The organism is Agarivorans sp. 1_MG-2023, from assembly GCF_030548385.1.
Taxonomy (GTDB): domain Bacteria; phylum Pseudomonadota; class Gammaproteobacteria; order Enterobacterales; family Celerinatantimonadaceae; genus Agarivorans.
Genome location: NZ_JAUOSJ010000002.1, coordinates 485,031 through 509,702 on the forward strand (window position 1 = coordinate 485,031; position 24,672 = coordinate 509,702).

At 45.3% G+C, this 24,672-nt stretch carries 19 protein-coding genes and 1 tRNA gene; 12 read left to right on the forward strand and 8 right to left on the reverse strand.

Annotation, left to right across the window (positions count from 1 at the left end):
• Positions 1 to 20: 20 nt before the first annotated feature.
• From infB to tadA, 6 genes are all read left to right on the forward strand, one after another.
• Complete coding sequence (gene infB / locus Q4592_RS04255) at positions 21 to 2,678, forward strand: translation initiation factor IF-2 (protein ID WP_303510165.1); 2,658 nt, start codon at positions 21 to 23, stop codon at positions 2,676 to 2,678.
• 91 nt (positions 2,679 to 2,769) lie between these two features.
• Positions 2,770 to 3,192, forward strand: a complete 423-nt coding sequence (gene rbfA / locus Q4592_RS04260) for a 30S ribosome-binding factor RbfA (protein ID WP_303510168.1) — start codon at positions 2,770 to 2,772, stop codon at positions 3,190 to 3,192.
• Positions 3,192 to 4,139 carry a tRNA pseudouridine(55) synthase TruB gene (truB, locus tag Q4592_RS04265; protein ID WP_303510171.1) on the forward strand — a complete coding sequence of 316 codons (948 nt, stop codon included), beginning with the start codon at positions 3,192 to 3,194 and terminating at the stop codon, positions 4,137 to 4,139. Before rbfA ends, truB begins: the two co-directional genes overlap by 1 nt.
• Before the next feature lie 101 nt (positions 4,140 to 4,240).
• On the forward strand, positions 4,241 to 4,510 hold the full coding sequence (gene rpsO, locus Q4592_RS04270; RefSeq protein WP_016402372.1) for a 30S ribosomal protein S15: 270 nt from the start codon (positions 4,241 to 4,243) through the stop codon (positions 4,508 to 4,510).
• 184 nt (positions 4,511 to 4,694) lie between these two features.
• Positions 4,695 to 6,809: a polyribonucleotide nucleotidyltransferase gene (gene pnp, locus Q4592_RS04275; protein ID WP_303510183.1), complete on the forward strand. Its 2,115-nt coding sequence runs from the start codon at positions 4,695 to 4,697 to the stop codon at positions 6,807 to 6,809.
• 150 nt (positions 6,810 to 6,959) lie between these two features.
• Positions 6,960 to 7,469: a tRNA adenosine(34) deaminase TadA gene (gene tadA / locus Q4592_RS04280; RefSeq protein ID WP_303510186.1), complete on the forward strand. Its 510-nt coding sequence runs from the start codon at positions 6,960 to 6,962 to the stop codon at positions 7,467 to 7,469.
• On the opposite strand, the gene Q4592_RS04285 is transcribed toward tadA, so the two are convergent.
• Complete coding sequence (locus Q4592_RS04285) at positions 7,449 to 7,583, reverse strand: hypothetical protein (protein ID WP_303510189.1); 135 nt, start codon at positions 7,581 to 7,583, stop codon at positions 7,449 to 7,451. The genes tadA and Q4592_RS04285 overlap by 21 nt on opposite strands.
• A 109-nt stretch (positions 7,584 to 7,692) precedes the next feature.
• Complete coding sequence (gene mltF, locus Q4592_RS04290) at positions 7,693 to 9,162, reverse strand: membrane-bound lytic murein transglycosylase MltF (protein ID WP_303510192.1); 1,470 nt, start codon at positions 9,160 to 9,162, stop codon at positions 7,693 to 7,695.
• Positions 9,163 to 9,341: 179 nt separating this feature from the next.
• On the opposite strand from mltF, the gene purL reads away from it, so the two are divergent.
• Positions 9,342 to 13,235, forward strand: a complete 3,894-nt coding sequence (purL, locus tag Q4592_RS04295; RefSeq protein WP_303510195.1) for a phosphoribosylformylglycinamidine synthase — start codon at positions 9,342 to 9,344, stop codon at positions 13,233 to 13,235.
• A gap of 66 nt (positions 13,236 to 13,301) precedes the next feature.
• Here the strand turns inward: purL and Q4592_RS04300 are convergent, their stop codons facing one another.
• The 3 genes from Q4592_RS04300 to Q4592_RS04310 form a co-directional block, all read right to left on the reverse strand.
• The gene (locus Q4592_RS04300; protein WP_303510198.1) at positions 13,302 to 14,963 is read right to left on the reverse strand and encodes a methyl-accepting chemotaxis protein; all 1,662 of its coding nucleotides are present in this window, start codon (positions 14,961 to 14,963) and stop codon (positions 13,302 to 13,304) included.
• Positions 14,964 to 15,124: 161 nt separating this feature from the next.
• The gene (locus Q4592_RS04305; protein ID WP_303510199.1) at positions 15,125 to 16,786 is read right to left on the reverse strand and encodes a methyl-accepting chemotaxis protein; all 1,662 of its coding nucleotides are present in this window, start codon (positions 16,784 to 16,786) and stop codon (positions 15,125 to 15,127) included.
• Between the two features lie 112 nt (positions 16,787 to 16,898).
• Positions 16,899 to 17,768 carry a patatin-like phospholipase family protein gene (locus Q4592_RS04310; protein WP_303510200.1) on the reverse strand — a complete coding sequence of 290 codons (870 nt, stop codon included), beginning with the start codon at positions 17,766 to 17,768 and terminating at the stop codon, positions 16,899 to 16,901.
• A 94-nt stretch (positions 17,769 to 17,862) separates the two neighbouring features.
• Here Q4592_RS04310 and Q4592_RS04315 point away from each other — a divergent pair, with 94 nt between their 5' ends.
• The gene (locus Q4592_RS04315) at positions 17,863 to 18,699 is read left to right on the forward strand and encodes an endonuclease/exonuclease/phosphatase family protein (protein ID WP_303510202.1); all 837 of its coding nucleotides are present in this window, start codon (positions 17,863 to 17,865) and stop codon (positions 18,697 to 18,699) included.
• Here Q4592_RS04315 and Q4592_RS04320 read toward each other — a convergent pair.
• Positions 18,674 to 20,275: a LysM peptidoglycan-binding domain-containing protein gene (locus Q4592_RS04320; RefSeq protein WP_303510205.1), complete on the reverse strand. Its 1,602-nt coding sequence runs from the start codon at positions 20,273 to 20,275 to the stop codon at positions 18,674 to 18,676. The genes Q4592_RS04315 and Q4592_RS04320 overlap by 26 nt on opposite strands.
• Before the next feature lie 61 nt (positions 20,276 to 20,336).
• The gene (gene gloB, locus Q4592_RS04325) at positions 20,337 to 21,107 is read right to left on the reverse strand and encodes a hydroxyacylglutathione hydrolase (RefSeq protein WP_303510208.1); all 771 of its coding nucleotides are present in this window, start codon (positions 21,105 to 21,107) and stop codon (positions 20,337 to 20,339) included.
• Between the two features lie 71 nt (positions 21,108 to 21,178).
• Here gloB and Q4592_RS04330 point away from each other — a divergent pair, with 71 nt between their 5' ends.
• Positions 21,179 to 21,895 carry a methyltransferase domain-containing protein gene (locus Q4592_RS04330; RefSeq protein WP_303510210.1) on the forward strand — a complete coding sequence of 239 codons (717 nt, stop codon included), beginning with the start codon at positions 21,179 to 21,181 and terminating at the stop codon, positions 21,893 to 21,895.
• Here Q4592_RS04330 and rnhA read toward each other — a convergent pair.
• Complete coding sequence (rnhA, locus tag Q4592_RS04335) at positions 21,892 to 22,365, reverse strand: ribonuclease HI (RefSeq protein ID WP_137674937.1); 474 nt, start codon at positions 22,363 to 22,365, stop codon at positions 21,892 to 21,894. The two genes, Q4592_RS04330 and rnhA, sit on opposite strands and share 4 nt — an antisense overlap.
• A gap of 51 nt (positions 22,366 to 22,416) precedes the next feature.
• Between rnhA and dnaQ the strand changes: the two genes are divergently transcribed.
• From dnaQ to Q4592_RS04350, 3 genes are all read left to right on the forward strand, one after another.
• Positions 22,417 to 23,193 (forward strand): DNA polymerase III subunit epsilon, encoded by a 777-nt coding sequence (dnaQ, locus tag Q4592_RS04340; protein WP_137674938.1) that lies wholly within the window; start codon positions 22,417 to 22,419, stop codon positions 23,191 to 23,193.
• Between the two features lie 5 nt (positions 23,194 to 23,198).
• Entirely contained in the window at positions 23,199 to 24,452 is a 1,254-nt protein-coding gene (locus tag Q4592_RS04345; protein ID WP_303510219.1) for a TIGR03503 family protein, read from the forward strand.
• Between the two features lie 146 nt (positions 24,453 to 24,598).
• Positions 24,599 to 24,672: transfer RNA gene (locus Q4592_RS04350), tRNA-Asp, on the forward strand.

Consider the following 24,672-nt stretch of genomic DNA (forward strand, 5'->3'; position numbering starts at 1 on the left):
CGACGGAGGATTATAGCCCGATGACAGAAGTTTCAATTAAACAACTCGCGACCGACGTGGGAACAAACGAAGATAAACTAATTCAGCAATTTGCAGACGCTGGTATTAAAAAATCTTTAACCGATAGTGTTACTCAAGAAGAGAAAACTAAGCTTCTTGAGCACTTAAAATCACAGCATGGTGAAGAAAGCTCGCCAAGCCGTATGACCTTGAAGCGCACAACAAAAAGCACCTTGAATGTTGCTGGTACTGGTGGCGGTAAAGCGCGCTCTGTACAAGTTGAAGTTCGCAAGAAACGCACATATGTGAAGCGTAGCGCTGTTGAAGAACAGGCTAAGCAAGAAGCAGAAGAAAAAGAACGCATTGAAGCTGAAGAAGCTGCTCGCGTTAATGCTGAAGCGGCTGCTAAGCAAGCTGCTGAAGCTGCTGCTAAGCAGGCTGCAGAAGACAAAGTTAAGCGTGAAGAGAAAGCTGCCGCCGCTGCAGCTGCCGCCGCTAAAGCGAAAGAAGCCTCTAAGCAAGCTGATGCTGAGAAATCTCCAGAGCAACTAGCTGCTGAGAAAGAAGCTGCTGATATTGCACGTAAGCAAGAAGAAGCTGCTATTGCTAAAGCTGAAGCCGACGCCGAGAAAAAGGCTGAAGAAGCTAAAAAGCTGGCAGTTGAAAATGCTGCTCGTTGGGCCGAGGAAGAAAAGCTTCGTAAGAAACGTGAAGAGTCAGCAGACTACCACGTAACTACCTCTACTTATGCGCGAGCCGCAGAAGATGAGCAAGAGCAAAAAGCTGAAGCGCCACGTCGTAAAAAGCGTAAGCCTAAGCAAAATGACGATAACAACCATCGCCGCGGTGGCCGTAAAGGCAACAAGCGTCAGGTTGCAACACCTTCTGCTATGCAGCATGGCTTCAATAAGCCAGCGCAGCCAGTAGAGCGTGACGTTCGCATTGGCGAGACCATTTCTGTTGGTGAACTAGCTAACAAAATGGCCGTTAAAGCGACCGAAGTGATTAAAGCAATGATGAAGATGGGCGCCATGGCGACCATTAACCAAGTGATTGACCAAGAAACTGCTACTTTAGTAGCTGAAGAACTTGGCCATAAAGTGGTTCTTGTAAAAGAAAACGCACTTGAAGAACAAGTTATGCAAGAAGCTGAATCAACTGGCGAGCAAACCACACGTGCTCCTGTTGTTACTATTATGGGTCACGTTGACCACGGTAAGACATCGCTACTTGATTACATTCGCCGCGCTAAAGTTGCCGATGGTGAAGCGGGTGGTATTACCCAGCACATTGGTGCTTACCACGTTGAAACTAACGGTAACATGGTTACCTTCTTAGATACTCCTGGACACGCTGCGTTTACTTCAATGCGTGCTCGTGGTGCTAAAGCAACCGATATCGTTGTGTTAGTTGTTGCTGCAGATGATGGCGTAATGCCTCAAACTGTTGAAGCAATTCAGCACGCTCGTGCGGCTGAAGTACCATTGGTTGTTGCTGTAAACAAAATGGATAAAGAAGGCGCGGATCCTGATCGCGTTAAGAATGAATTGTCACAACATGAAGTTATTCCAGAAGACTGGGGTGGTGATGTTCAGTTTATTCACGTATCAGCGAAAAGCGGTGAAGGCATCGATGACTTATTAGAAGCCATTGTATTGCAATCAGACGTTCTTGAACTAACTGCTAGCCATATTGGCGCAGCTTCAGGTGTGGTTATTGAGTCTCGTCTTGATAAAGGCCGTGGCCCAGTTGCTTCTATCTTAGTTCAGCATGGTCAGTTGCAACGAGGTGACATCATTCTTTGTGGTTTAGAATACGGTCGTATTCGTGCTATGAGAGATGAGAACGGTAAAGATATTGAGACTGCTGGTCCGTCTATTCCAGTAGAGATTTTAGGTCTTTCTGGTGTGCCACAAGCTGGTGACGAAGCGACAGTAGTTCGTGATGAGAAGAAAGCTCGTGAAGTAGCCTTGTACCGTCAAGGTAAGTTCCGCGATGTTAAGCTTGCTCGTCAACAGAAATCTAAACTAGAAAACATGTTTGCCAACATGGAAGAAGGTGAGGTTCAAGAGCTGAACATTGTACTGAAATCTGATGTACAAGGTTCACTAGAAGCAATTGCAGATTCGTTAACTAAACTGTCTACAGAAGAAGTTAAAGTTAACATCATTGGTCGTGGTGTAGGTGGTATCACTGAAACCGACGCAACCCTAGCTGCAGCGTCTAACGCAATTGTTCTTGGCTTTAACGTTCGTGCCGACGCAACTGCGCGCCGCATCATCGAATCAGAAAGCGTAGATTTACACTACTACAGCGTAATTTATGACTTAATCGATGAAGTGAAAAGTGCGATGACGGGTCTATTAGCCCCTGAATTCAAACAGCAGATTATGGGCTTGGCAGAAGTTCGCGACGTATTCAAGTCACCTAAACTGGGCGCTATTGCTGGTTGTATGGTACTTGAAGGTCAAGTTAAGCGTTCTAACCCAATCCGTGTACTACGCGAAAACGTGGTTATCTATGAAGGTGAGCTAGAATCTCTACGCCGCTTTAAAGATGACGTAAACGAAGTTCGTAACGGCATGGAATGTGGTATCGGCGTGAAGAACTATAATGACGTGCGTGCTGGTGACCAAATCGAAGTATTTGAGATAGTAGAAGTTAAACGCACACTGTAAGTGTAAGTTTATACATTATCTCTAAGATGGGGGCTTGCGCCCCCATTTGTGTTTTTAATGCTCCCTTGGGAGTGGTATCAGGAGAATTGTGATGCCTAGAGAATTTAGCCGCCCAGATAGGGTTGCCCAACAAATTCAAAAAGAAGTTGCTGTTATTTTACAGCGTGAAGTACGTGACTCTCGCTTGAGCCTGGTAACAGTATCAGCGGTAGAAGTGACCCGAGATTTAGCTTATGCCAAAGTCTTTGTCACTTTTTTAGATGATAGCGAAGACGCGGTAAAAGCTAGCCTAGAAGCGTTAGAGGAACATGTAAGTTATGTTCGTCATCTATTAGCTAAAGCAATGCGTTTACGTGCGGTACCAGAGTTGCGTTTTCATTACGACGGCTCATTGCGTGAAGGTTTACGCATGACAGAGCTGGCGACTAAAGCGGTGAAAGACGATAAGCAAAAAGCGGAAGCTTCTGGTCGCACATTAGTCGACGATGCAGAGCAAGAGAAAGAGGGCGAGTAATGGGACAAGGACGCAGAAAAAAGGGACGCGCGATTGATGGCATCCTTCTGCTGAATAAACCTACTGGCGTGTCGTCTAACGGCATTTTGCAGCGTATTAAGCGGATTTATTTTGCTCAAAAGGCAGGGCATACAGGCGCGTTAGATCCTTTAGCGACCGGTATGTTGCCTATTTGTTTGGGTGAAGCGACCAAATTTTCACAGTTTTTGCTCGACTCAGATAAGCGTTACCAAGTAACTGCTCAGCTAGGTGTTCGTACTAATACCTCTGATTCAGATGGTGAAGTGGTTGAGCAACGTGAAGTAAACGTTAATCAAACAGACGTAGAAGCGGCTTTAGATACTTTTCGAGGGCCTATCAATCAAGTGCCGTCGATGTTCTCGGCGTTAAAGCACAATGGTAAGCCTTTATACAGTTATGCTCGCGAAGGTATCACTATTGAGCGCGAAGCTCGGCCGATTACAGTGTATGAGAACAACTTCATTTCGCTTGAAGGCGATATGCTCACGCTTGACGTGCACTGCAGTAAGGGTACCTATATTCGTACCATTATTGATGATTTAGGTGAACTGCTTGGCTGTGGCGCACATGTGGTTAAACTGCATCGCTCGCAAGTGGCTAGTTACCCCAGTGAGCGAATGGTTACGCCGGAGCAACTTGAAGCCTTGTTAGAGCAAGCCAGTGAGCAGGGGATTGCACCTAAAGAGTTATTGGACCCTTTATTGTTGCCAATGGACTCTGCAGTTGAGCATTTGCCTGAAGTAAATATCCCTGAAGGTTTAGGCGGTTACTTAATGCAAGGCCAAGCTATGCAAGTGGCTGGCGCGCCGTTGAATGATGTGTTCAGGTTGACTATTGGCGAGCAACGCCGATTTGTTGGAATTGGCCAGCTGAATGATGATGGTTTAGTAGCGCCCAAGCGTTTGATTCAAAGCAGCGATAGTTAAGTTAGTTGCTTGCAACTGTTCTGAGCGCGCTATATAATGCGCGTCCTTCTTCGCTGAGTTAGTGATTGGCGGAGAGTAAATTTACATTTTTAGGAGTTAGTATGTCACTAAGTAGCACTGAAAAAGCAGCAATCGTTGCAGAATACGCACGTGAAGCAGGAGACACTGGTTCTTCTGAAGTTCAAGTTGCTTTGTTAACTGCACAAATCAACCACTTGCAAGGTCACTTCAAGAAGCACATTCACGATCACCACAGCCGTCGTGGTCTACTACGCATGGTTAGCCAGCGTCGTAAATTGCTTGATTACTTGAAGCGTAAAAACCAAGCGAGCTACGCTGAGTTGATCGCTAAATTGGGTCTACGTCGTTAATTTTAACGTCGCCAAGAAAGAATACCGAAAGGGAGCCTAATGGCTCCCTTTTTTGTTGCCTAAATAAAAATCACAAACTCGCGCAATAACAAGGCTTTTAATAAGGATAAAGTTATCTTTTGCAATAGCATTGTTTTATACTTTAGCGCGAATTAAAAGAGCACATAAATTAAAGGAAATTCACGTGAATCCTATCGTAAAAACGTTTAAATACGGTGAGAATACAGTCACCATCGAAACTGGCGCTATTGCTCGTCAAGCAACCGCTGCTGTAATGGTAACTATGGACGATACAACAGTATTTGTATCGGTAGTGGGCAAGAAAACCGCTACTCCTGGCCAAGATTTCTTCCCGTTGACTGTTAACTACCAAGAACGTACTTACGCAGCAGGTAAAATTCCTGGTGGTTTCTTCAAGCGCGAAGGTCGCCCTTCTGAAGATGAAACCTTAATTGCACGTTTGATTGACCGTCCAATTCGTCCGCTATTCCCAGATGGCTTTGTAAACGAAGTACAAGTTGTAGCCACTGTGGTATCTGTTAACCCACAAGTACAACCAGACATTGTTGCCCTAATTGGTACCTCTGCGGCATTAAGCCTTTCAGGTATTCCATTTAACGGTCCAATTGGTGCAGCACGTGTTGGTTACATTGATGGTAACTACATTCTTAACCCTACCACTGAAGAGCTTCCAGAAAGCAAACTAGATTTAGTGGTTGCCGGTACTGAAAGTGCGGTACTAATGGTTGAATCTGAAGCTGAGTTGTTGTCTGAAGAAGTAATGTTAGGCGCAGTAGTATACGGTCACGAGCAATCTAATGCGGTAATCACGGCCATTAACGAGCTGTGTGAAGAAGCGGCTAAACCTGCTTGGGATTGGCAAGCACCTGCAGTAGACGTTGTACTTAAAGATAAAGTAGCAGCGTTAGCAGAAGCTAAGTTAACTGAAGCTTACCAAATTACTGATAAAACTGAGCGTTACGCTAAAGTTGGCGAAATCAAAAAATCAGTTGTTGAAGCATTAACGGCTGAAGACGACGCGCTAGACAGCCAAGACATTGGTGACGAGCTAGGAAAATTAGAGAAAAACGTAGTACGTTCACGCATTATTGCTGGTGAGCCACGTATCGATGGTCGTGAACCAGACATGATTCGTGCCCTAGACGTAATGACTGGCGTATTACCACGTACTCACGGTAGCTCAGTATTTACTCGTGGTGAAACTCAAGCATTAGTAACCTGTACTTTAGGTACTGAGCGTGATGCTCAAATGATTGACTCGCTAGCTGGCTTGCAAACATCTCGCTTTATGTTGCACTACAACTTCCCTCCATACTGTGTTGGTGAAACTGGCTTCATTGGCTCTCCTAAGCGTCGCGAAATCGGCCATGGCCGTTTAGCTAAACGTGGTGTTGCCGCGGTTATGCCTACCTCAGAAGAATTCCCGTACACAGTACGTGTTGTTTCTGAAATCACCGAATCTAACGGTTCAAGCTCAATGGCTTCAGTTTGTGGTAGTTCATTGGCATTGATGGACGCAGGTGTTCCAATTAAAGCCTCTGTTGCGGGTATCGCAATGGGCCTAGTGAAAGAAGGTGACAACTTCGTTGTTCTTTCTGACATTCTGGGTGATGAAGATCACCTAGGCGACATGGACTTTAAAGTAGCGGGTTCTTCTGAAGGTATCTCTGCATTGCAGATGGATATTAAGATTGAAGGTATCACTAAAGAAATTATGGAAATCGCTCTTCGTCAAGCACAAGGCGCGCGTTTACATATTCTAGGTGTAATGGACCAAGCTATCGGTACTTCTCGCGAAGATATCTCTGAGTTTGCTCCACGTATCCATACGCTTAAGATTAACCCAGAGAAGATCAAAGACGTTATTGGTAAAGGTGGCGCTACGATTCGTGCACTTACTGACGAAACTGGCACTACTATCGAAATCGAAGATGACGGTACTGTAAAAGTTGCTGCTACTGACAATGCGCAAGCGCAAGAAGCGATTAAACGTATTGAGCAGTTAACTGCTGAAGTTGAAGCGGGTCAATTCTACGAAGGTAAAGTTGTTCGCTTAGCAGACTTCGGTGCATTCGTTGAAATCCTTCCTGGTAAAGATGGCCTAGTACACATCTCGCAAATCTCTCAAGAGCGTGTTGCGAATGTATCTGACCACTTAACTGTTGGCGACATCGTTAAAGTTAAAGTACTAGAGGTAGACCGCCAAGGTCGCGTTCGTTTAAGTATTAAAGAAGCGGCTGCGCCTAGCGAAGCTCCAGCAGAAAAACCTGCTGAATAAACGCTTATTTAATCAGTAAAAAAGCCGGCTATACGCCGGCTTTTTTGTGTTTGTTGTATTGTGAATGAGTTAAAGCCTGAGTTGCTGGCTTTTGTCTATCACTGTTCGGGTTTACAATATGCCCACTAATTAAGCTTGAGAGACATCGTTTTGGAATACACTGATATTGACTGGATGAACTATGCACTAAACTTAGCTGCGAAAGCTGAGGCTCAGGGCGAAGTACCAGTGGGAGCAGTGGTGGTTTACCAAGGCGAAGTGGTGGGCGAGGGCTGGAATCAAACCATTACGCTAAATGATGCTACCGCTCACGCAGAAGTGCTAGCATTGCGCGAGGCAGGCAAAAAGATAGGTAATTACCGACTATTAGACACCACGCTTTACGTTACCTTAGAGCCTTGCTCTATGTGTGCGGGTGCAATGGTGCACGCCCGTGTGAAACGCTTAGTGTTTGGTGCCAGTGATTTAAAAACAGGTGCGGCTGGAAGTGTGTTCAATATTGTTAATTGTGAGCAGCTTAATCATAAAGTAGAGATTGAAGCTGGTGTGTTAGCTGAATCTTGCGCTGATACTATTAGTCGTTTTTTCCGCAAGCGTCGTGAACAACACAAGCTGCGAAAAAAACAACAGAGCAGTGATTTACCCAGCGACGCTGACTAAACCCATTTCAGACAAAACAAAAGAACGTTGTCTTAATAAAACCTTACGATGCTGACGAGCCAGTTGAATGCGGCGGCGTGGCGAGTGAAGGGTAACGCGTTTTTTTCTAATCATACTATCTATCCTCTCCATTATGTTAGGCAGGACGCTTACTGTTTTTAATCTCCATTGTAGATTAAGCACAAAACATGACAGTATTGTGACAAATCGTCAAGATTATTCTCTAATTATTGGAGTTAACCTCTGTTTTATTCGGAGTGCTTACCGGATCTGTAGGGTTATTCACTGGGTAAGGCGCGCGATTCTTCATTAACTCCTGGCGTCGCTGAGACTCTTTTCTTTGAGCATCTAACCACAGTAAGCTTTGATAATATTGACGAATATTGTTCACATAGTTATAGGCTTCTTGGCCGCGAGCATAGCCATAGCGAGTCTGTTGATACCACTTTTTACGCATCAATAGCGGTAAATTTTCCTTCACATCTACCCAAGCATCGGGATCACCACCACGCATTCTAGTAATTCGTCTGGCATCTAACATGTGGCCGAAACCAATGTTGTAGGACACTAAGGCAAACCAGATTTTGTCATCTTCGCGCACGCTGTCGGGCACGCGATTAATTAACTTTTGTAAGTACTCAGCTCCGCCACGAATGCTTTGCTCAGGATCAAGCCGATTGGTCACTCCCACAGACTTAGCCGTGGGAAGGGTTAACATCATCATGCCGCGTACACCGGTAAACGATTTAGCGTGCGGGCGCCAATGAGACTCTTGATATGACACGGCAGCAATTAGGCGCCAGTCTAGTTTACCCGCATATTGTTTAAACCAGTCTTCGTACTTCGGCAGGCGAGTGGTGGTAGAGCGCAAAAAGGCGCGAGTATCAACATAGTCAAAACGTTGAATATGGCCAAAATAACGCTCATATAATCGAGTAATACCACCGCTGTTGTGCTTCTCTCCAATAAATTCGATTAAGGCGCTATACAAACTGTCATCACGAAGCCGGTTAACCATCCATACCACTGACGTAGATTTGTTAAGAGTAAAGGCCTCGGCAAGATCTGGGTAAAAGCGCTGATGTAGCGCCAAGGTGGTATCGTCGACTAAGGCGAAGCGGATTTCCTCATCCACAATGCTTTTAAGTAGTTCGCTACTATCCAGTCGGTCAGTCACCTCTATGCTCAGCTCAGGATTTTCTTTACGGTAACTCTTTAATAAAGGCTGGTGATAACTGCCCGAGGTGATCCATAACGGTGAGTCTACTTGGCTAATATCGCGGGGGCGGCGGGTATTTTTCTTGTAAACAACTTTGGCATCAACACGATAAATTTCAGGAGAGAAACGAAAATTCTCACGCAGCGCATTGGTGGGGGATAAAGCTGCACCTAATAAATCTACCTGCTTGTTGTGCAAGCCTCGGTAAAGTTCGGTTTGGTTATATAAAGGCACCATTTGCAGCTCAACTCCAAGGTAAGCGGCAAAGTCCTCTAGCAACTCATACTCCATGCCGGTAGGTTGCTCGTGCTGGTCGTAATAGAAAACTTGCTGACTATACAGCGTTCCCACGCGCAATTTTCCGCGTTGGCGAATTTGCTCTAGTTCAGAGACAAAAGGTTTGGGTTCGCAGCCTTGCAAAAGAAACAAAGCGAGCAACGCTAAGAGCAGGGCGAAGCGTTGCTGTTTAATCATCAAATTTGTTTTCCACACTAATATTTTTATTCGATTTTATGGATATCCGCCTAGCTGTCTAGCTTTAAGCGCGGTTTTCCTCGTTAAGCTAACGTTTTGTTTACCATTGTCGCAGTTTTTATCTATAATACGCGCAATTTTCCCCCTCCCACCTCCATCTGGAAAAGCGAGCCATAAATATGTTGGTACTACGTGGTGCACCTGCACTGTCTGATTTTCGAATTGCACAACTATTAAAACGTTGCGCAGAGCAAGACCTTCCTGTTACTTCTATCTATGCTGAGTTCATGCATTTTGCTGATATATCTACAGATTTAAGTGATGCTGAACAACAAGTATTAGACAAGTTATTAACCTACGGGCCTACCATTGCAGAACACCAGCCAACTGGAAAACTGTTATTGGTTACTCCTCGCCCTGGCACAATTTCTCCTTGGTCTTCAAAAGCCAGCGACATTGCTCATAACTGTGGACTAACCAACGTACAACGTTTAGAGCGTGGTATTGCTTACTACGTAGAAATCAGCAGTGAGTTAAGCGAGTTACAAAGTGCTCAATTAAACAGCTTGATTCATGACCGCATGATGGAAGCGGTATATGCAGAGGTGGAACAAGCAGCTGCCTTATTTGAACACGCTAGCCCAGCACCTTTTACATCGGTAGATATTCTTAGCGGTGGCAAACAAGCTTTAGAGCAAGCTAACCAAGAGTTGGGTTTAGCCTTAGCTGATGACGAAATTGACTACTTAGTAGAAAATTTTGAGAAAATGAAACGTAATCCTAATGATGTTGAGCTAATGATGTTTGCCCAAGCAAACTCAGAGCACTGTCGTCATAAAATCTTTAATGCCGATTGGACAATTGATGGGGTAAAACAGCCTAAATCTTTGTTCAAAATGATTAAGAATACCTATGAGCTAAACAGCGATTATGTATTGTCGGCGTATAAAGATAATGCCGCGGTAATGACTGGCTCTGTGGCGGGGCGTTTCTTCCCAAATTCAGACTCCAAGCAATACAACTACCATCAAGAAGATATTCATATTCTTATGAAGGTAGAAACGCATAACCACCCAACGGCTATTTCTCCATACCCTGGAGCCGCTACTGGCTCTGGTGGTGAGATTCGCGACGAAGGTGCTACTGGTCGTGGTTCTAAGCCTAAATCGGGCATGGTGGGCTTTACCGTTAGTAACTTGCGTATTCCGGGTTTTGAACAAACTTGGGAAAGTGACTTTGGTAAACCGAGCCGTATCGTTAACGCCCTAGAGATTATGCTAGAAGCTCCGCTAGGTGGCGCTGCTTTTAACAACGAATTTGGTCGACCTAATATTCTTGGTTACTTCCGTACTTACGAAGAGCAAGTAGAAAGCTTTAACGGCTTAGAAGTTCGTGGTTATCACAAACCGATTATGTTGGCCGGTGGTTTAGGCAACATTCGCGAAGACCACGTAGAAAAAGGCGAGATCCCGGTTGGTGCAAAAATCATTGTTCTGGGTGGCCCAGCAATGAATATTGGCCTAGGTGGCGGCGCGGCTTCTTCAATGGCTTCAGGCCAATCAAGTGAAGATTTAGATTTTGCTTCGGTACAGCGTGAAAACCCAGAAATGGAACGCCGTTGTCAGGAGGTTATCGACCGTTGTTGGCAACTAGGTGATGCTAACCCTATCGCCTTTATTCACGATATTGGTGCGGGTGGTTTATCTAACGCTTGTCCTGAATTAGTGAACGATGGTGGCCGCGGTGGCATTTTTGATTTACGCGCGGTGCCAAACGACGAACCTGGCATGTCGCCTTTAGAGATTTGGTGTAACGAGTCGCAAGAACGTTACATGCTTGCTGTAGCACCAGAGCACCTAGCTGTATTTGATGCCATTTGTGAACGTGAGCGCGCGCTATACGCAGTGATTGGTGTAGCAACTGAAGAAATGGATTTAGTCCTGCACGATTCGCACTTTGGCAACGATCCTATTCGTATGCCGTTAGAGGTTCTGTTAGGCAAAGCCCCTAAAATGCATCGTGATGTTAAAACAGCTCGCTTTAACGGTCCTGGTTTCAACACTGAAAAAGTAGACTTAAGCGATGCGGCCGAGCGTTTGTTGCGTTTGCCGGCAATTGCCGAGAAGACCTTCTTAATTACCATTGGTGATCGCAGTGTTACCGGCTTAGTGGCTCGCGACCAAATGGTAGGCCCTTGGCAAGTACCCGTAGCGAACTGTGCAGTAACAGCAGCCAGCTATGATACTTACCATGGCGAAGCGATGTCGGTTGGTGAGCGCACCCCTGCGGCACTGATTGACCACGCTGCCTCAGCCCGTTTAGCGGTAGCAGAAGCTCTAACCAACATTGCAGCGACTAATATTGGTTCGCTAAACAACATTAAGTTGTCGGCTAACTGGATGTCTGCAGCAGGTCACCCTGGTGAAGATGCCGGTTTGTATGAAGCGGTTAAAGCGGTAGGTGAGGAGTTATGTCCTGCACTAGGTTTAACCATTCCGGTTGGTAAAGATTCAATGTCGATGAAGACGGCTTGGCAAGATGAAGGTCAAGATAAGTCTGTGACTTCGCCGCTTTCATTGATTATCAGTGCTTTTGCCAAAGTTGAAGATATTCGCCTAACGGTGACTCCTCAGCTGCGTAATGACCTTGGTGACTCAGACTTAATCTTAATCGATTTAGGTCAGGGTAAAAACCGCATGGGCGCCTCGTGTTTAGCCCAGGTTTATAAACAGCTAGGCAATAAAGTGCCTGATGTTGATTCACCTGAGCTGCTTAAAGGTTTCTTTAATGCCATTCAAGCACTTACTGCTGATCAAAAGCTATTGGCGTACCACGACCGTAGTGATGGTGGTTTATTTACCACTGTGGCAGAAATGGCCTTTGCAGGACATTGCGGCGTAAATGTAGCCTTAGATTTGCTCGCTGGAGACAGTGTAGAAGTACTATTTAATGAAGAATTAGGTGCGGTAATTCAGGTTAAAACTGAAGATAAAGAAGCAGTACTTAATGTGTTAGCAGGTCACGGCTTAGCCTCTTGCAGCCATGTGATTGGTTCATTGAACGATGATGACGCTATTCGTTTTACCCGCAACGGTGAAGTGGTACTGGCTAATACCCGCACTCACTACCGCGGTGTTTGGGCTGAAACTACTTACCAAATGCAAGCGCTACGTGATAACCCCGAGTGTGCAAAACAAGAGTTTGACGCTAAGTTTGATGCGGCAGATCCTGGTTTGAACATTGGTTTAAGTTTTGACATTAATGAAGACGTTGCTGCGCCTTTCATTGTTAAAGGCTTGAAGCCTGAAATGGCGATTTTGCGTGAGCAAGGCGTTAACTCGCATCACGAAATGGCTGCCGCCTTTGACCGAGCTGGTTTTGCCGCAGTAGATGTTCATATGAGCGATATTTTGGCTGGCCGAGTGAGCCTAGATAAGTTCGCAGGTTTAGTAGCTTGTGGTGGTTTCTCTTACGGTGACGTATTGGGTGCCGGTGAAGGTTGGGCAAAATCGATATTGTTCAACGAACGTGCTCGCGAGCAGTTCACTAACTTCTTTGAGCGCAACGATTCGTTTGCACTGGGTGTGTGTAATGGTTGTCAAATGTTGTCCAACCTCAGTGAACTGATTCCTGGTGCTGACTTGTGGCCTCGTTTTGTACGCAATGAATCAGAACGTTTTGAAGCGCGTTTCAGCTTGGTAGAAGTACAGCAATCACCGTCGATTTTCTTAAACGGTATGGCTGGTTCACAAATGCCTATCGCGGTATCTCACGGAGAAGGCCGAGTAGAAGTGCGTGACCAAGCGCATTTAGACGCCTTAGCTAACAGTGGTACCGTGGCCTTACGCTACGTGGATAACTATGGCGAAGCTAGCACGCAATACCCAGCTAACCCGAATGGTTCGCCGCTAGGCATTACAGGTTTGTCATCAAAAGATGGTCGAGTGACTATTATGATGCCTCACCCTGAGCGCGTATTCCGCACCGTGGCGCACTCGTGGCACCCAGATGACTGGCGCGAAGATAGCCCGTGGATGCGTATGTTCCGTAACGCACGCGTTAACGTAGGTTAATCAAACGTTAGCGAGTAAAAAGCCACCCTAGGGTGGCTTTTTTATTGGGCGAACCAGTGATTGGGTTTACAAAGTAAAGCGTTTAATGAGTTCTTCGAGTTGTTCGGCACGTTGTTTTAGGTTCAAACTGCCGCTACGGTTTTCCTGGGCTAAGCCAGCAGATTGACTGGATTGGTCAGCAATATGTACGATGCGTTGAGAGATTTCTTGGCCTACGTGGCTTTGCTCCTCAGTGGCGGTCGCGATTAAGGCGTTCATATCCATAATGTGCTGAATTGAATCTTTAATCAGTTGCAGAGCTTCACTAGCAGCATTGGCTCCTGTTACTGCCTCTCCACTGCGTTCTTGGCTGCTGTCCATGGCAGATACCGCTGCATCAGAACCGCTTTTTAAGCGCTCAATCATGCCATGAATTTCCCCAGTACTTTGTTGGGTGCGACTGGCCAGTTGACGAACTTCATCGGCAACAACCGCAAAACCGCGCCCTTGTTCGCCAGCCCGAGCGGCTTCAATGGCTGCGTTTAAGGCTAACAAGTTAGTTTGTTCGGCAATGCCTTGAATCACACTTAGAGCAGACGAAATATTTTGCACATCACCTTCTAGCTTAGCGATAACTTCACTGGCTTGGGCGATTTCATTTGCTAGCGATTGCACAGTAGCGGCAGCGCTATCTACGGTGGTCATGGCCTCTCCTGCGCTGTTATCTACTTGTTGGGCAGAGTCTGCGGCTTGATTGGCGTTGTCTGATACATCATGAGCAGATGCGGTCATTTCTGTCATCGCGGTGGCCACTTGCTCGGTTTCTTCACGCTGCTCAACCAACAGTTGGTCTACCGAGTTGGCTCTGTCTGACATAGATGAGGTTTCTTTTGAGACGTCTAAGGCAACTTTACCTACCATGCTGATGATTTCATGTAGCAATTCAATAAAGGCATTGAAGTTCCCTGCCAATTGACCAAACTCATGAACATAATCGGTCTTAAGGCGAGCACTTAAATCGGCTTCGCCAGAGGCTAATTTAGCAAAAGACTGATTCAAGTCTTGTAGTGGTGCCATAATGCTTCGGTTAATGAAGTAACTAATTAACACCGCAAGCCCCAGTAATGCCGCACCAGTAAGGAATATGAAAAACATCGACGACTCTAAGCTAGCTTGTGCTTCTTCTTCCAGTTTTGTTATGAGGGCATCAACATCATCGGTGTAAAACCCGGTGCCAATAAATATATCCCACTTATCTAAATAAATGGCGTAACTAAGCTTAGGAAGCGCTTGATTGCCACCAGGCTTGGGAAAGTAGTAAGTATAAAACTCACCTGATTTAGACGCTTTGAGTAAATCACGAATGATGTACTGATTTTGTTTATCTTGTAAGGACCAAAAGTTATCGCCAATACCCTTATCATTTTCGCCTAGCAGCACCCGTGTACCGGTTTTGTGGTAGCCAAATAGATAACCTGATTCACCATACTTTAAGCGTTTAAGTGTTGGCATGGCTTGCTCTAAGCTGCCGCCGCTTTCGTAAATGTTGGCGACTGATGAATAAGCCATGTCCATATAAGCTTTTAGCTCGGCTTTTTTCATCTCCATCATGTTTTCTTGAGTCTCTGAGGACTGAGCTTGACTGAGTGCTTTGGTTTCGTTGTAGCTTAGGTACAACATGCTGGTAGCAAGAATAAGAACTGGCCCTAGGGCTAAAACGAGTAAACGTTGGCGAATTGTAAGAGACATAGTTGGATCCTGTCTTGTTGATTTTTATTAGAGGTCTTTTTTATTATTCGGCAAGCTAACACAAGGCCTTAGTCATTTTTGTGAATTATTCCGGCTAGTTAACAATTGATATAAAAAAGCCTCAAAATAAATTGAGGCTTTTTGTGAGCGACCTGCTGAGTTTATAAAGTAAATCGTTTAACGAGCTCTTCAAGTTGTTCGGCTCGCTCATTAAGATTGACACTGCCGCTGCGATTTTCCTGAGCAAGACCCGCCGATTGACTTGATTGGTCGGCAATATGCACAATCCGTTGAGAAATTTCTTGCCCCACATGGCTTTGCTCTTCGGTGGCGGTGGCGATTAAGGCGTTCATATCCATAATGTGTTGAATCGAACTTTTAATCAGTTGTAGTGCTTCACTAGCGGCGTTTGCACCAGTTACCGCTTCTCCGCTGCGCTCTTGGCTGCTATCCATGGCTGATACTGCCGCATCAGACCCACTCTTAAGGCGCTCGATCATGCCATGAATTTCACCGGTACTTTGTTGAGTACGACTGGCAAGTTGGCGTACTTCGTCGGCAACCACGGCAAAACCGCGACCTTGTTCGCCCGCACGTGCAGCCTCAATGGCCGCGTTTAGTGCGAGTAAGTTGGTTTGCTCGGCAATGCCTTGAATTACACTTAGAGCTGATGAGATATTTTGTACATCGCCTTCTAGTTTGGCGATAACTTCACTCGCTTGTCCTATCTCGTTTGCCAAGGACTGTACAGTAGCTGCTGCGCTATCTACTGTGGTCATTGCGTCACCAGCGCTGTTATCCACTTGCTGAGCTGAGTTAGCGGCCTGATTAGCATTGTCGGAAACATCATGCGCCGAGGCGGTCATTTCAGTCATGGCGGTGGCCACTTGCTCGGTTTCTTCGCGTTGTTCAACTAAAAGTTGGTCTACAGAGTTGGCGCGGTCAGACATCGACGAGGTTTCTTGGGCTACGTCGTGCGCCACTTTGCCTACCATGCTGATGATCTCGTGCAGCAGTTCAATAAAGGCATTAAAGTTAGTGGCGAGTTGACCAAATTCGTGTACGTAGTTGGTATTTAGGCGGGCACTTAAGTCGGCATCGCCACTGGCCAGTTTCTCAAAAGACAGGGTAAGATCGTGCAGCGGAGACATAATGCTGCGATTAATGAAGTAACCAATTAACAGAGCAAAGGCTAACAGGGCTGAAGCAGTTAAGCCCAAAAATATTAATGAGGAGTTTAGGCTCTCTTCTGCATGCTCTTCAAGCTGAGCGATAACCGCGTCTACATCGTCGGTATAAAAGCCTGTTCCCATCATTAAATCCCAGCGGTCTAAATAGACAGCATAACTAAGCTTGGGAGAAGACTCAGTAGCACCTGGTTTGGGGAAGTAGTAGGTATAAAATTCTTCTTTTTGTGATGCCTTGATTAAGTCTTGGATCAGATACTGACCTTGCTTGTCTTGTAAGGACCAAAAGTTATCACCAATGCCCTTATCTAAAGTCCCCATGAATACTCGAACACCTTTATTGGTGTAGCCAAAAATATACCCTGATTCGCCATATTCTAAGCGCTGCAAAATGGGCAGTGCTTGTTCAAGCGTTCCGCCGTTTTCATAAATTTCGGCGACGGCGGAGTAAGCCATGTCCATGTAGGCTTTTAACTCAGCCTTTTTCATGGCAACCATATTCTCCCGTGTTTCGGTTGATTGACCGTGAGTGAGCTTTTGAGTTTCTGAAATTGTCAGTAATAAGATACTAATTGACAAAATAAGCACGGGGGCAAGGGCAAGTATTAACAGTCTTTTTCGAATGGTTAAGGACATAATCTTTCTTCCAAATTGTTTTATTTTACAGCTTTTTATAAGTGTAGACGGCAACTGGAGCTAGTTTGTATTAACCATTAGTCATGACTAAAAACGTGATCAATACATTGTTTTAATTAATGTTTTTGTCACTTTGAGGGGCGGGGTGTTGTTGATGCCAAATTTTAGCAGGAACAATATCAAGTGCAGTCCTATATCCAGTGTCGAATAAGCGCAGTTTTGCTTGGTCGTCTAAATGAAAATCTACCGGTGAGGTGTTGCCAGTATTAACCACAATAGTGCGATGCCAGAATTTCTCGTTAACATATTCTCGAGAAATGGTGGTCATAAAAGTACGTATTAATAGTGATATGTATGCCGCGAGTGGAAAAATCCCGTTGGTTTGAAGTGGCTTGATATCGTTATCACCACGTAAACGAAAGCAAATTACCGGAGTGCCATCGGTGGCCCAGTCTTGATGTAAAGCATCTTCAGACAAAATGCTACCGTCTACCATTAAATGGTCTTGGTAGGGCTTGAATGAAAAGATAAGTGGAATAGACATTGAAAAACGCACCGCCCGAGAAACTTTTAGATCAGGGGTTCTTTTAGCATCAAATACTACAGGTGAACCAGAGCGTACATCGGTGGCTACTACGTGCAGTTGTAAAGGAAGTTCTTTGAACGTAGCACCGTTAAGCAAATCATCAATCCACGCTTCGAATTTGTCGCCTGAACATAACCCGCCGTTGCGTAATAAACTGATTAAGGAAAAACCTTTGAATTGTTCGAAATCGGTATCTAGGGCAATGGCTTTGATTTGCTCTACATCCATACCGCTGGCAAATAATGAACTGATAATGCTGCCGCCAGATACTCCCACAATATGAGAGAACTGAACATTGAGCTCTTTTAAGCCCGCGAGGATCCCGATATGTGCTGGTAGCCGAGTTCCACCTCCCGCAAAGATGGGTACCAAAGTCCTTGTCTCATTGGATTGCATTAGCGTTTCCATTGTTTGATGATAGCTCAAGTATGTCGTATTTTTTTTACATCGCTATTGTTTATAACAATAAACTGATTTGTGAGAGCGCCACTTGAGACTGTTTACACCTCTACCACTGGTTAAATTATTGCTTGCTTGCAGCGTGCTATTTAGCATCAGTTGTTTTGCAGAGCTGCCTGCTTGCGATAATCAAGACTTAACTTATCAGCCAGCTCTGCCAGAGCTGCTGCAAGCCGAGCCAAACAGCCGGTCTTTTTCAGTGTTAGTTTGGAATACGTACAAAGGGCAAAATGAGGGATGGATAGAGCAGCTTGAGCAGTTTAGCCAGCAGGTAGACTTTATGCTGCTACAAGAAGCGAGCAGAGAGCGTTTTAGCCAATGGAGCAAGCTTAGCCAATGGCATATGTATCAAGCTATCGCATTTGAGTGGTTTGGTGACGGCCTAGGCGTAGTGAATCTTGCAAAACAAGCGAGTAGCGAGAACTGTTTGGTGCTAAGCACCGAACCGTGGATAAGGGTGCCTAAATCGGCATTGTTACAACACTATCAGTGGCAGGATAAAAGCTTATTGATTGTTAATGTACACAGTATCAACTTTACCTTGAGTGAAGCCGATTATTTAAAGCAATTACAGCAACTAAGCCCTTGGTTGGCCGCTTATGATGGACCTTTGATTTTAGCGGGGGATTTTAATACCTGGAGTGTTGGACGTTTAGCGGTGTTGGAACAGTTTATTTTGGCCCACCAATTAAAAACAGTATCGTTTAAACCCGATGAACGTACTCGCTTTTTTGGTAAAGCTTTAGACTATATTTTTTATCGTGGCTTAACGCTTCAAAGTAGCCAAAGCGTTGCTACCGATACATCGGATCACAACGCCTTAATGGCTAGTTTTGAGTTTTCTACGCGCTCACTTCGGCAACGTTAATGTATAACTTCAACTTTTGACCCGGCTGTAAGTAGTGATTTTTATTTAGGTCATTCCACTTTAATAAATCGGTTATCGATACTTTAAACTTCTGCGCAATACGAGACAGTGAATCACCATTTCTTACTTGGTAAGTCACGGTTTGAATATGGTTTTTACTGGCTTTAGATTTTTGCCAAATAACTAACTTTTTACCTGGTTTCAAAGTGTCAGTAGGCGCCATGCTATTCCACTTAGCAACATTTCGGTGGCTAACCTTGTAGGCTTGCGCGATGCTCCAGAAACTATCACCAGACTTTACTGTGTAATTAAGTTTGATGTCACCACGTGGCTTATTTTGCTGGCTGACTAATCGTTGGCTTTGGCTTAGGGTATAAGCGCTTTGTTTGCGAGAAGATACCGGCACCAACAAATGCTGACCAATTCGAATCGTATTGTTGCTCAGCTGGTTTAGTTCGCGGATTTGTTTGCTGGTGGTGTTATAGCGCTTTGCAATAACACTTAAGCTATCACCCGATTTTACTTTGTAACGTGCCCATTGCATACGTTCTTGTTTAGACAATGATGCTAAGGCAATCTCAAAGTTGGGGACTGTTTTGGTTGGAACCAACAAGTAATGTGGGCCGTCTGGTGCAGTGGCCCAGCGGTTAAAACCAGGGTTTAATTTGTGCAGCTCGTCTAGCTTGATACCTGCAAGCTCAGCCGCCAACGCTAAATCAATTTGGCTATAGGTGGCTACTTTTTCAAAATACGGCTTGTTCGCAATGGCCGGAATATTCAGTTTGTAGTCATCACGCTGTTGTAACATTTGGCTTAAGGCCAGTAGTTTTGGTACGTAAGCACGGGTTTCTCTTGGCAGGTTTAATGACCAAAAGTCAGTGGCTTTACCGGCTTTTTCGTTAGCACGAATAGCGCGACGAACTCGACCTTCGCCAGAGTTGTAAGCCGCTAAGGCGTGTAACCAATCGCCGTCGAAATATTTGTTGAGGTATTCCAAGTAATCTAAGGCGGCATGAGTGGCTGCATAAACGTCACGTCGTCCGTCGTACCACCAATTTTGCTCCAAGCCAAAGCGCGTTCCGGTACCTGGAATAATCTGCCAAATGCCTGCCGCTCGGCCATGCGAGTAGGCAAAAGGTTGAAAGGCGCTTTCTACAATCGGTAACAAGGCCAGCTCTAATGGCATGTTGCGACGCTCAATTTCTTCAACAATGAAGAACAAATAAGGGTCGGCGCGCACTGATACGCGGCGCATGTAATCTGGATGTTTTAAAAACCAGTTAAGCTGGGCTTGTAGGCGTTTGTTGTTTTCTGGTAGCGGTATCGCAAGTTGGTCTTCAATACGTAGCCACACGTCGTCGTAAACCACAGGCAATGGCGCTTCGACTTTAGCGACAACTTCAGTTTCTTTGCTAAGACTGTCGTCACTGGTTTGACTGTTCGCCGCTACTTCGGTGTTTTGTTCTGGTTGCGTAAGTCCTGAATCGGCGGGGGCCAATTGCTCGGTTACGGTGGGAGTGGTCAGTTGGCAAGCGCCCAATAACAATGAAAAAAGGCCAACAATGAGCGCTTTCATGATTTATCCATCTACTAAAAATTCAGAGCCAATGTTATTGAGGTCGCGTGAAATTAGCAAGTCAGAAGCGGTCTTTCCATGACCTGAGGGCAGCAAACACTGCTATCTCATTGTTTAATGGCTGTAAATTTTCTAGCTCTACCGCAGCTTTAATTGAGGCATTCTGGCAACGTAGGAAAGGATTTATCGCCAGTTGCTGCTCTAAACTTGTGGGTAGGGTGGGTAAGCCCATTTGACGCTGCTTGCTTACTTGTTGCTGAAAGTTCACTAAAGCTTGATTATCAGGTTCTACAGCTAAGGCGAATTGAAGATTTGCTTGAGTGTACTCATGTGCGGCATAAATTAGCGTTTCACTATCAAGTTGACAAATTTTGGCTAAAGAGTGGTGCATTTGTTCGGCGCTTCCTTCAAACAGGCGACCGCAGCCGGCCGAAAAAATGGTATCGCCAATAAACAAATGCCCCGGGCTAAAGTAAGCAATATGATCCAAGGTGTGCCCTGGTACTTCAATAACAGACATCTCATCACGTAAACCTTGCGGCGTAATACTCATACCTTCGTTAACAACAGTGTGAGGAAAGTGATATTTGCTATTACTTGGGGCAAATACTTCTGCTGCTGGATAGGCTTCGAGTAACTCTGTTACTCCTCCAATATGGTCGGCATGATGGTGGGTAATAAGGATTGCGCTAAGCTGGCCATCAATTTCTTGTAAACGCTGTTTCACAGGGCTTGCATCACCGGGGTCGACAACGACACAATGGTTTGAATCAACCTCTTTTAATAACCAGATATAGTTATCATTAAAAGCGGGTATATGGATGATTTGCATTATGATATCTCTGTCGTTAAAGTCGATGAGACATTATTGCCTTATCTGCAATAGATTGGTACGGGGAATTGATGAAGCCGGCGAAAATTCGTGAAGTAATTGAAAGTCCTGACTTCTGGCAAGATTTGCCATTAGGTGATTGGCTAATGGATCAGCAGCAAAGTTTGTTGGACCAATATCTTCCAGTAGCTTTTGGTTATCATATGTTAAAACTGGGTAATTTGAGTGCTCAGCTTAATTGTCACGCGTCTATGATTCGTCATCAGCTAAATGTGGCGAAGGAGGGGCATTTAATAGGTTTGCGTGCCAAACCGGAGCAATTGCCTTTTCAAGAAAGTAGTATTGATCTTTGCTTGTTAGCCCACAGCTTAGATTTTTCAAAAGACCCTCACCAATTATTGCGCGAAGTGGAGCGCGTACTCACTGCCGACGGCTACATTATTATTAGTGGCTTTAATCCTTTTAGCTTATTAGGTATGCGCCGTTATTTCCCTTTTAGAAAGCGTGGTTTACCTTGGTCTTGTCGAATGTTTACGCCTGCACGAGTAAAAGACTGGCTTAACCTATTGGGTTTTGAGGTGTTAAATGATGAGCGTTTAGCTTACACCTCTTTTGTTAATAGCCGACCCGCACCGCAATGGTTTGAGCGTTGGGGAAAACGCTATTTTAGAGCCACAGCCTCAGCCTATTTTATTGTAGCGCGCAAACGCAGAGCCCCGCTTACTCCTATTAAAAAAGCTTGGCGAGTCAAGCAGCGCATACCTGTAACGTCGTCGATTAGCGGCTAATCGTGTAACTGTTCGTAGGCGAGGTCGATTTGCTCTGGGTTATTGGTAGCCGCTTCTCGAGCTAAATCGTCTACCCGTTCGTTTTCTGGGTGGCCTGCATGGCCTTTTACCCAATGCCACTCAACCTGATGACGTTGGCAAGCGGCATCTAAACGTTGCCATAAATCAACATTTTTCACTTCGGCTTTGGCTGCGGTTTTCCAAGCGCGTTTTTTCCAATTGTGGATCCATTGAGTAATACCTTGACGCACATATTGGCTGTCGGTGGTAAGAATGACTTTACAATCTTGTTTTAAGCTTTCTAAGGCAACAATAGCAGCGAGCATTTCCATACGATTATTGGTGGTGAGGCGAAAGCCTTGGCTTAGTTCTTTGCGATGTTGCTGATATACCAGCAGCGCGCCATAACCTCCTGGCCCCGGGTTACCTAAACAAGAGCCGTCGGTAAACAAGTGAACTTCTTTTGCCATATCTTTGGTAAACTAACAGGATTATCTGCTTAGTGTCGCATAGGAGCTATTTTGAACCAATCTAAGAGCCATCGTTTAATTGTATTTGATACTGAAACCACCGGTATGAACGATAGTGGCGGGCCTATCTACCAAGGGCACCGAGTGATTGAAATTGGCTGTGTTGAAGTTATTGACCGTAAGCTAACCGGTAATACTTTTCATGTGTATATCAATCCAGAGCAGTTGATTGATGAAGAGGCAATCCAAGTTCACGGTATCACCGATGAATTTATTGCCGATAAACCGCTGTTTAGAGATGTTGCGCGAGACTTTGTTGAGTTTATTCGTGGTGCCGAGTTAGTGGCGCACAACGCAAACTTCGATATTAGCTTCCTAGATCACGAGTTTGCCATGATGTCGCGAACCTTAACTAAAGCGATGCCAAATTGTGCCGATATTTGTACTATCACCGATTCATTATTGGTGGCAAGACGAGGCGAGTACAATAAACGTGAAGTACAGTTAGCGGGTAATAAACCCTTACCTTCACGGAAAAACTTAGATTCTTTAAGTGATTACTATGGCGTAGACCGCTCTTCACGTACCTATCACGGTGCATTGCTTGATGCCGAGTTATTGGCTGACGTGTTCTTAAAGATGACCGGTGGCCAGAATAAGCTGAACTTAAAGCAAAAGGGCAGTGGTGACGGAGTAGGTGTTCGCTTGGTTGATTCAAATAGGCCTCCACTAAAAGTGGTGTTTGCCAGCGAACAAGAACTTGGTTCGCACCAAGAGCGCTTAGATTTGGTAGAAAAAAAGGGAGGCCAGTGTCGCTGGCGTAACTAGACTGAATGATTAAAAAAACTCTGTGGCTGTTGTTATGGCTGGCGCTGCCCTTGCAAGCCAGCACTATTTTTGAAAACCGTGATATCCCTTTAATCGATAACCGCTTTCGTTTAGATCACAGTATCGAGAAAGCCACCTTCCTGCTGTATCGTTCGCCGGGCTCTCCGGCTGCTATTTTAGTACGCCCCGATGGCAGCAAAATCTACGCTTGGGAAGTGCCCAAAAATGTGAGCTGGTTAGAAACCGACGAGCTGGATATTGTGACCATTGAAAACCCGATGCGTGGTCCTTGGCAAGCAGTGGCAGAAAACAACGGGCGTAATCGTATTCGGATTCTCAGTGACGTAGAACTCAACGTTGATCCCATCCCCCATCAACTATATCAAGGCGAACGTTTACGCATCTCGGCACGTTTAAGTTCTAAGGGCGAGCGGATAGATCTAGAGGTCATGCTCAAAGAAGCCTTGATGAACGTAGCGCTAATGCGTCAACAGTTACTGGAAGACCAAACCGTAGAAGTGCGTCGAGATGAACTCGGTAAATTCTATGATGATGGTAAAGACTATGATGAATATGCCGATGACGGTGTATTCACAACCCACATTAAGTTAGAAGCTCGGCCAGGTAAGTATGAGATGGTGGTGAGCACGCTAAACCAAATTTTCACTCGCGCACAGCTTTCACCAGTCCTTATTTATCCTAATCCAGTGTCTATAAAGGTGATGTCACCAAAAGACGAACAGCGCCAAGCGCGTATGGCGTTGGTGATAGATACCGATGAAGTGCGACCTGAGTCGGTAGTGATTAGCGGCAAGGTATATAACAACGTAGGGTGGGAGCAAGCTTTTCAAACTTATGCCGACGGTGAAGAGTTTACGGTTGATTTGCCTACACCTACAGAACAAGGCCGCTATCGGGTAATGGGGACGTTATTAGCAACAACGATTCAAAACCGCGAAATTGTTATCGATTTACCTGAAGAAGATTTTGTGATTTTGCCACCACCACCTCCGCCACCAGAACCAGTAGTTGTTAAAACGGTGGTTGTGCCAGAGCCAGAGATGTCTTTGTGGTTAGTTATACTGTTATCGGTATTCGGTTTTGTGGCGGTTGCCGGCTTGGCATTTTTGTTTATTTGGTGGCGTAAACGTAAGGCCTTTGAAGCGGCGTTAAAAAATGCCAAAGAAGCCCCAGCGGCCCAACCAAGCGTTGAGCCTAAAATGGATGAAGCCAGTACTTTAAAAATGCCGTCTGAGTGATTTTTTAACCGTCTTGGCTAAAAGCTCGGCGCATTGGCTAAAACATCGGCGCTTGAACGGATTTTTAAAGAAATAAGACAATTCTTTGTTGACTCGTAATAGGCATAACCGTATTATCTGCGCCGCACCAGACGAGATGGTTCTGCGGAGTGGTAGTTCAGTTGGTTAGAATACCGGCCTGTCACGCCGGGGGTCGCGGGTTCGAGTCCCGTCCACTCCG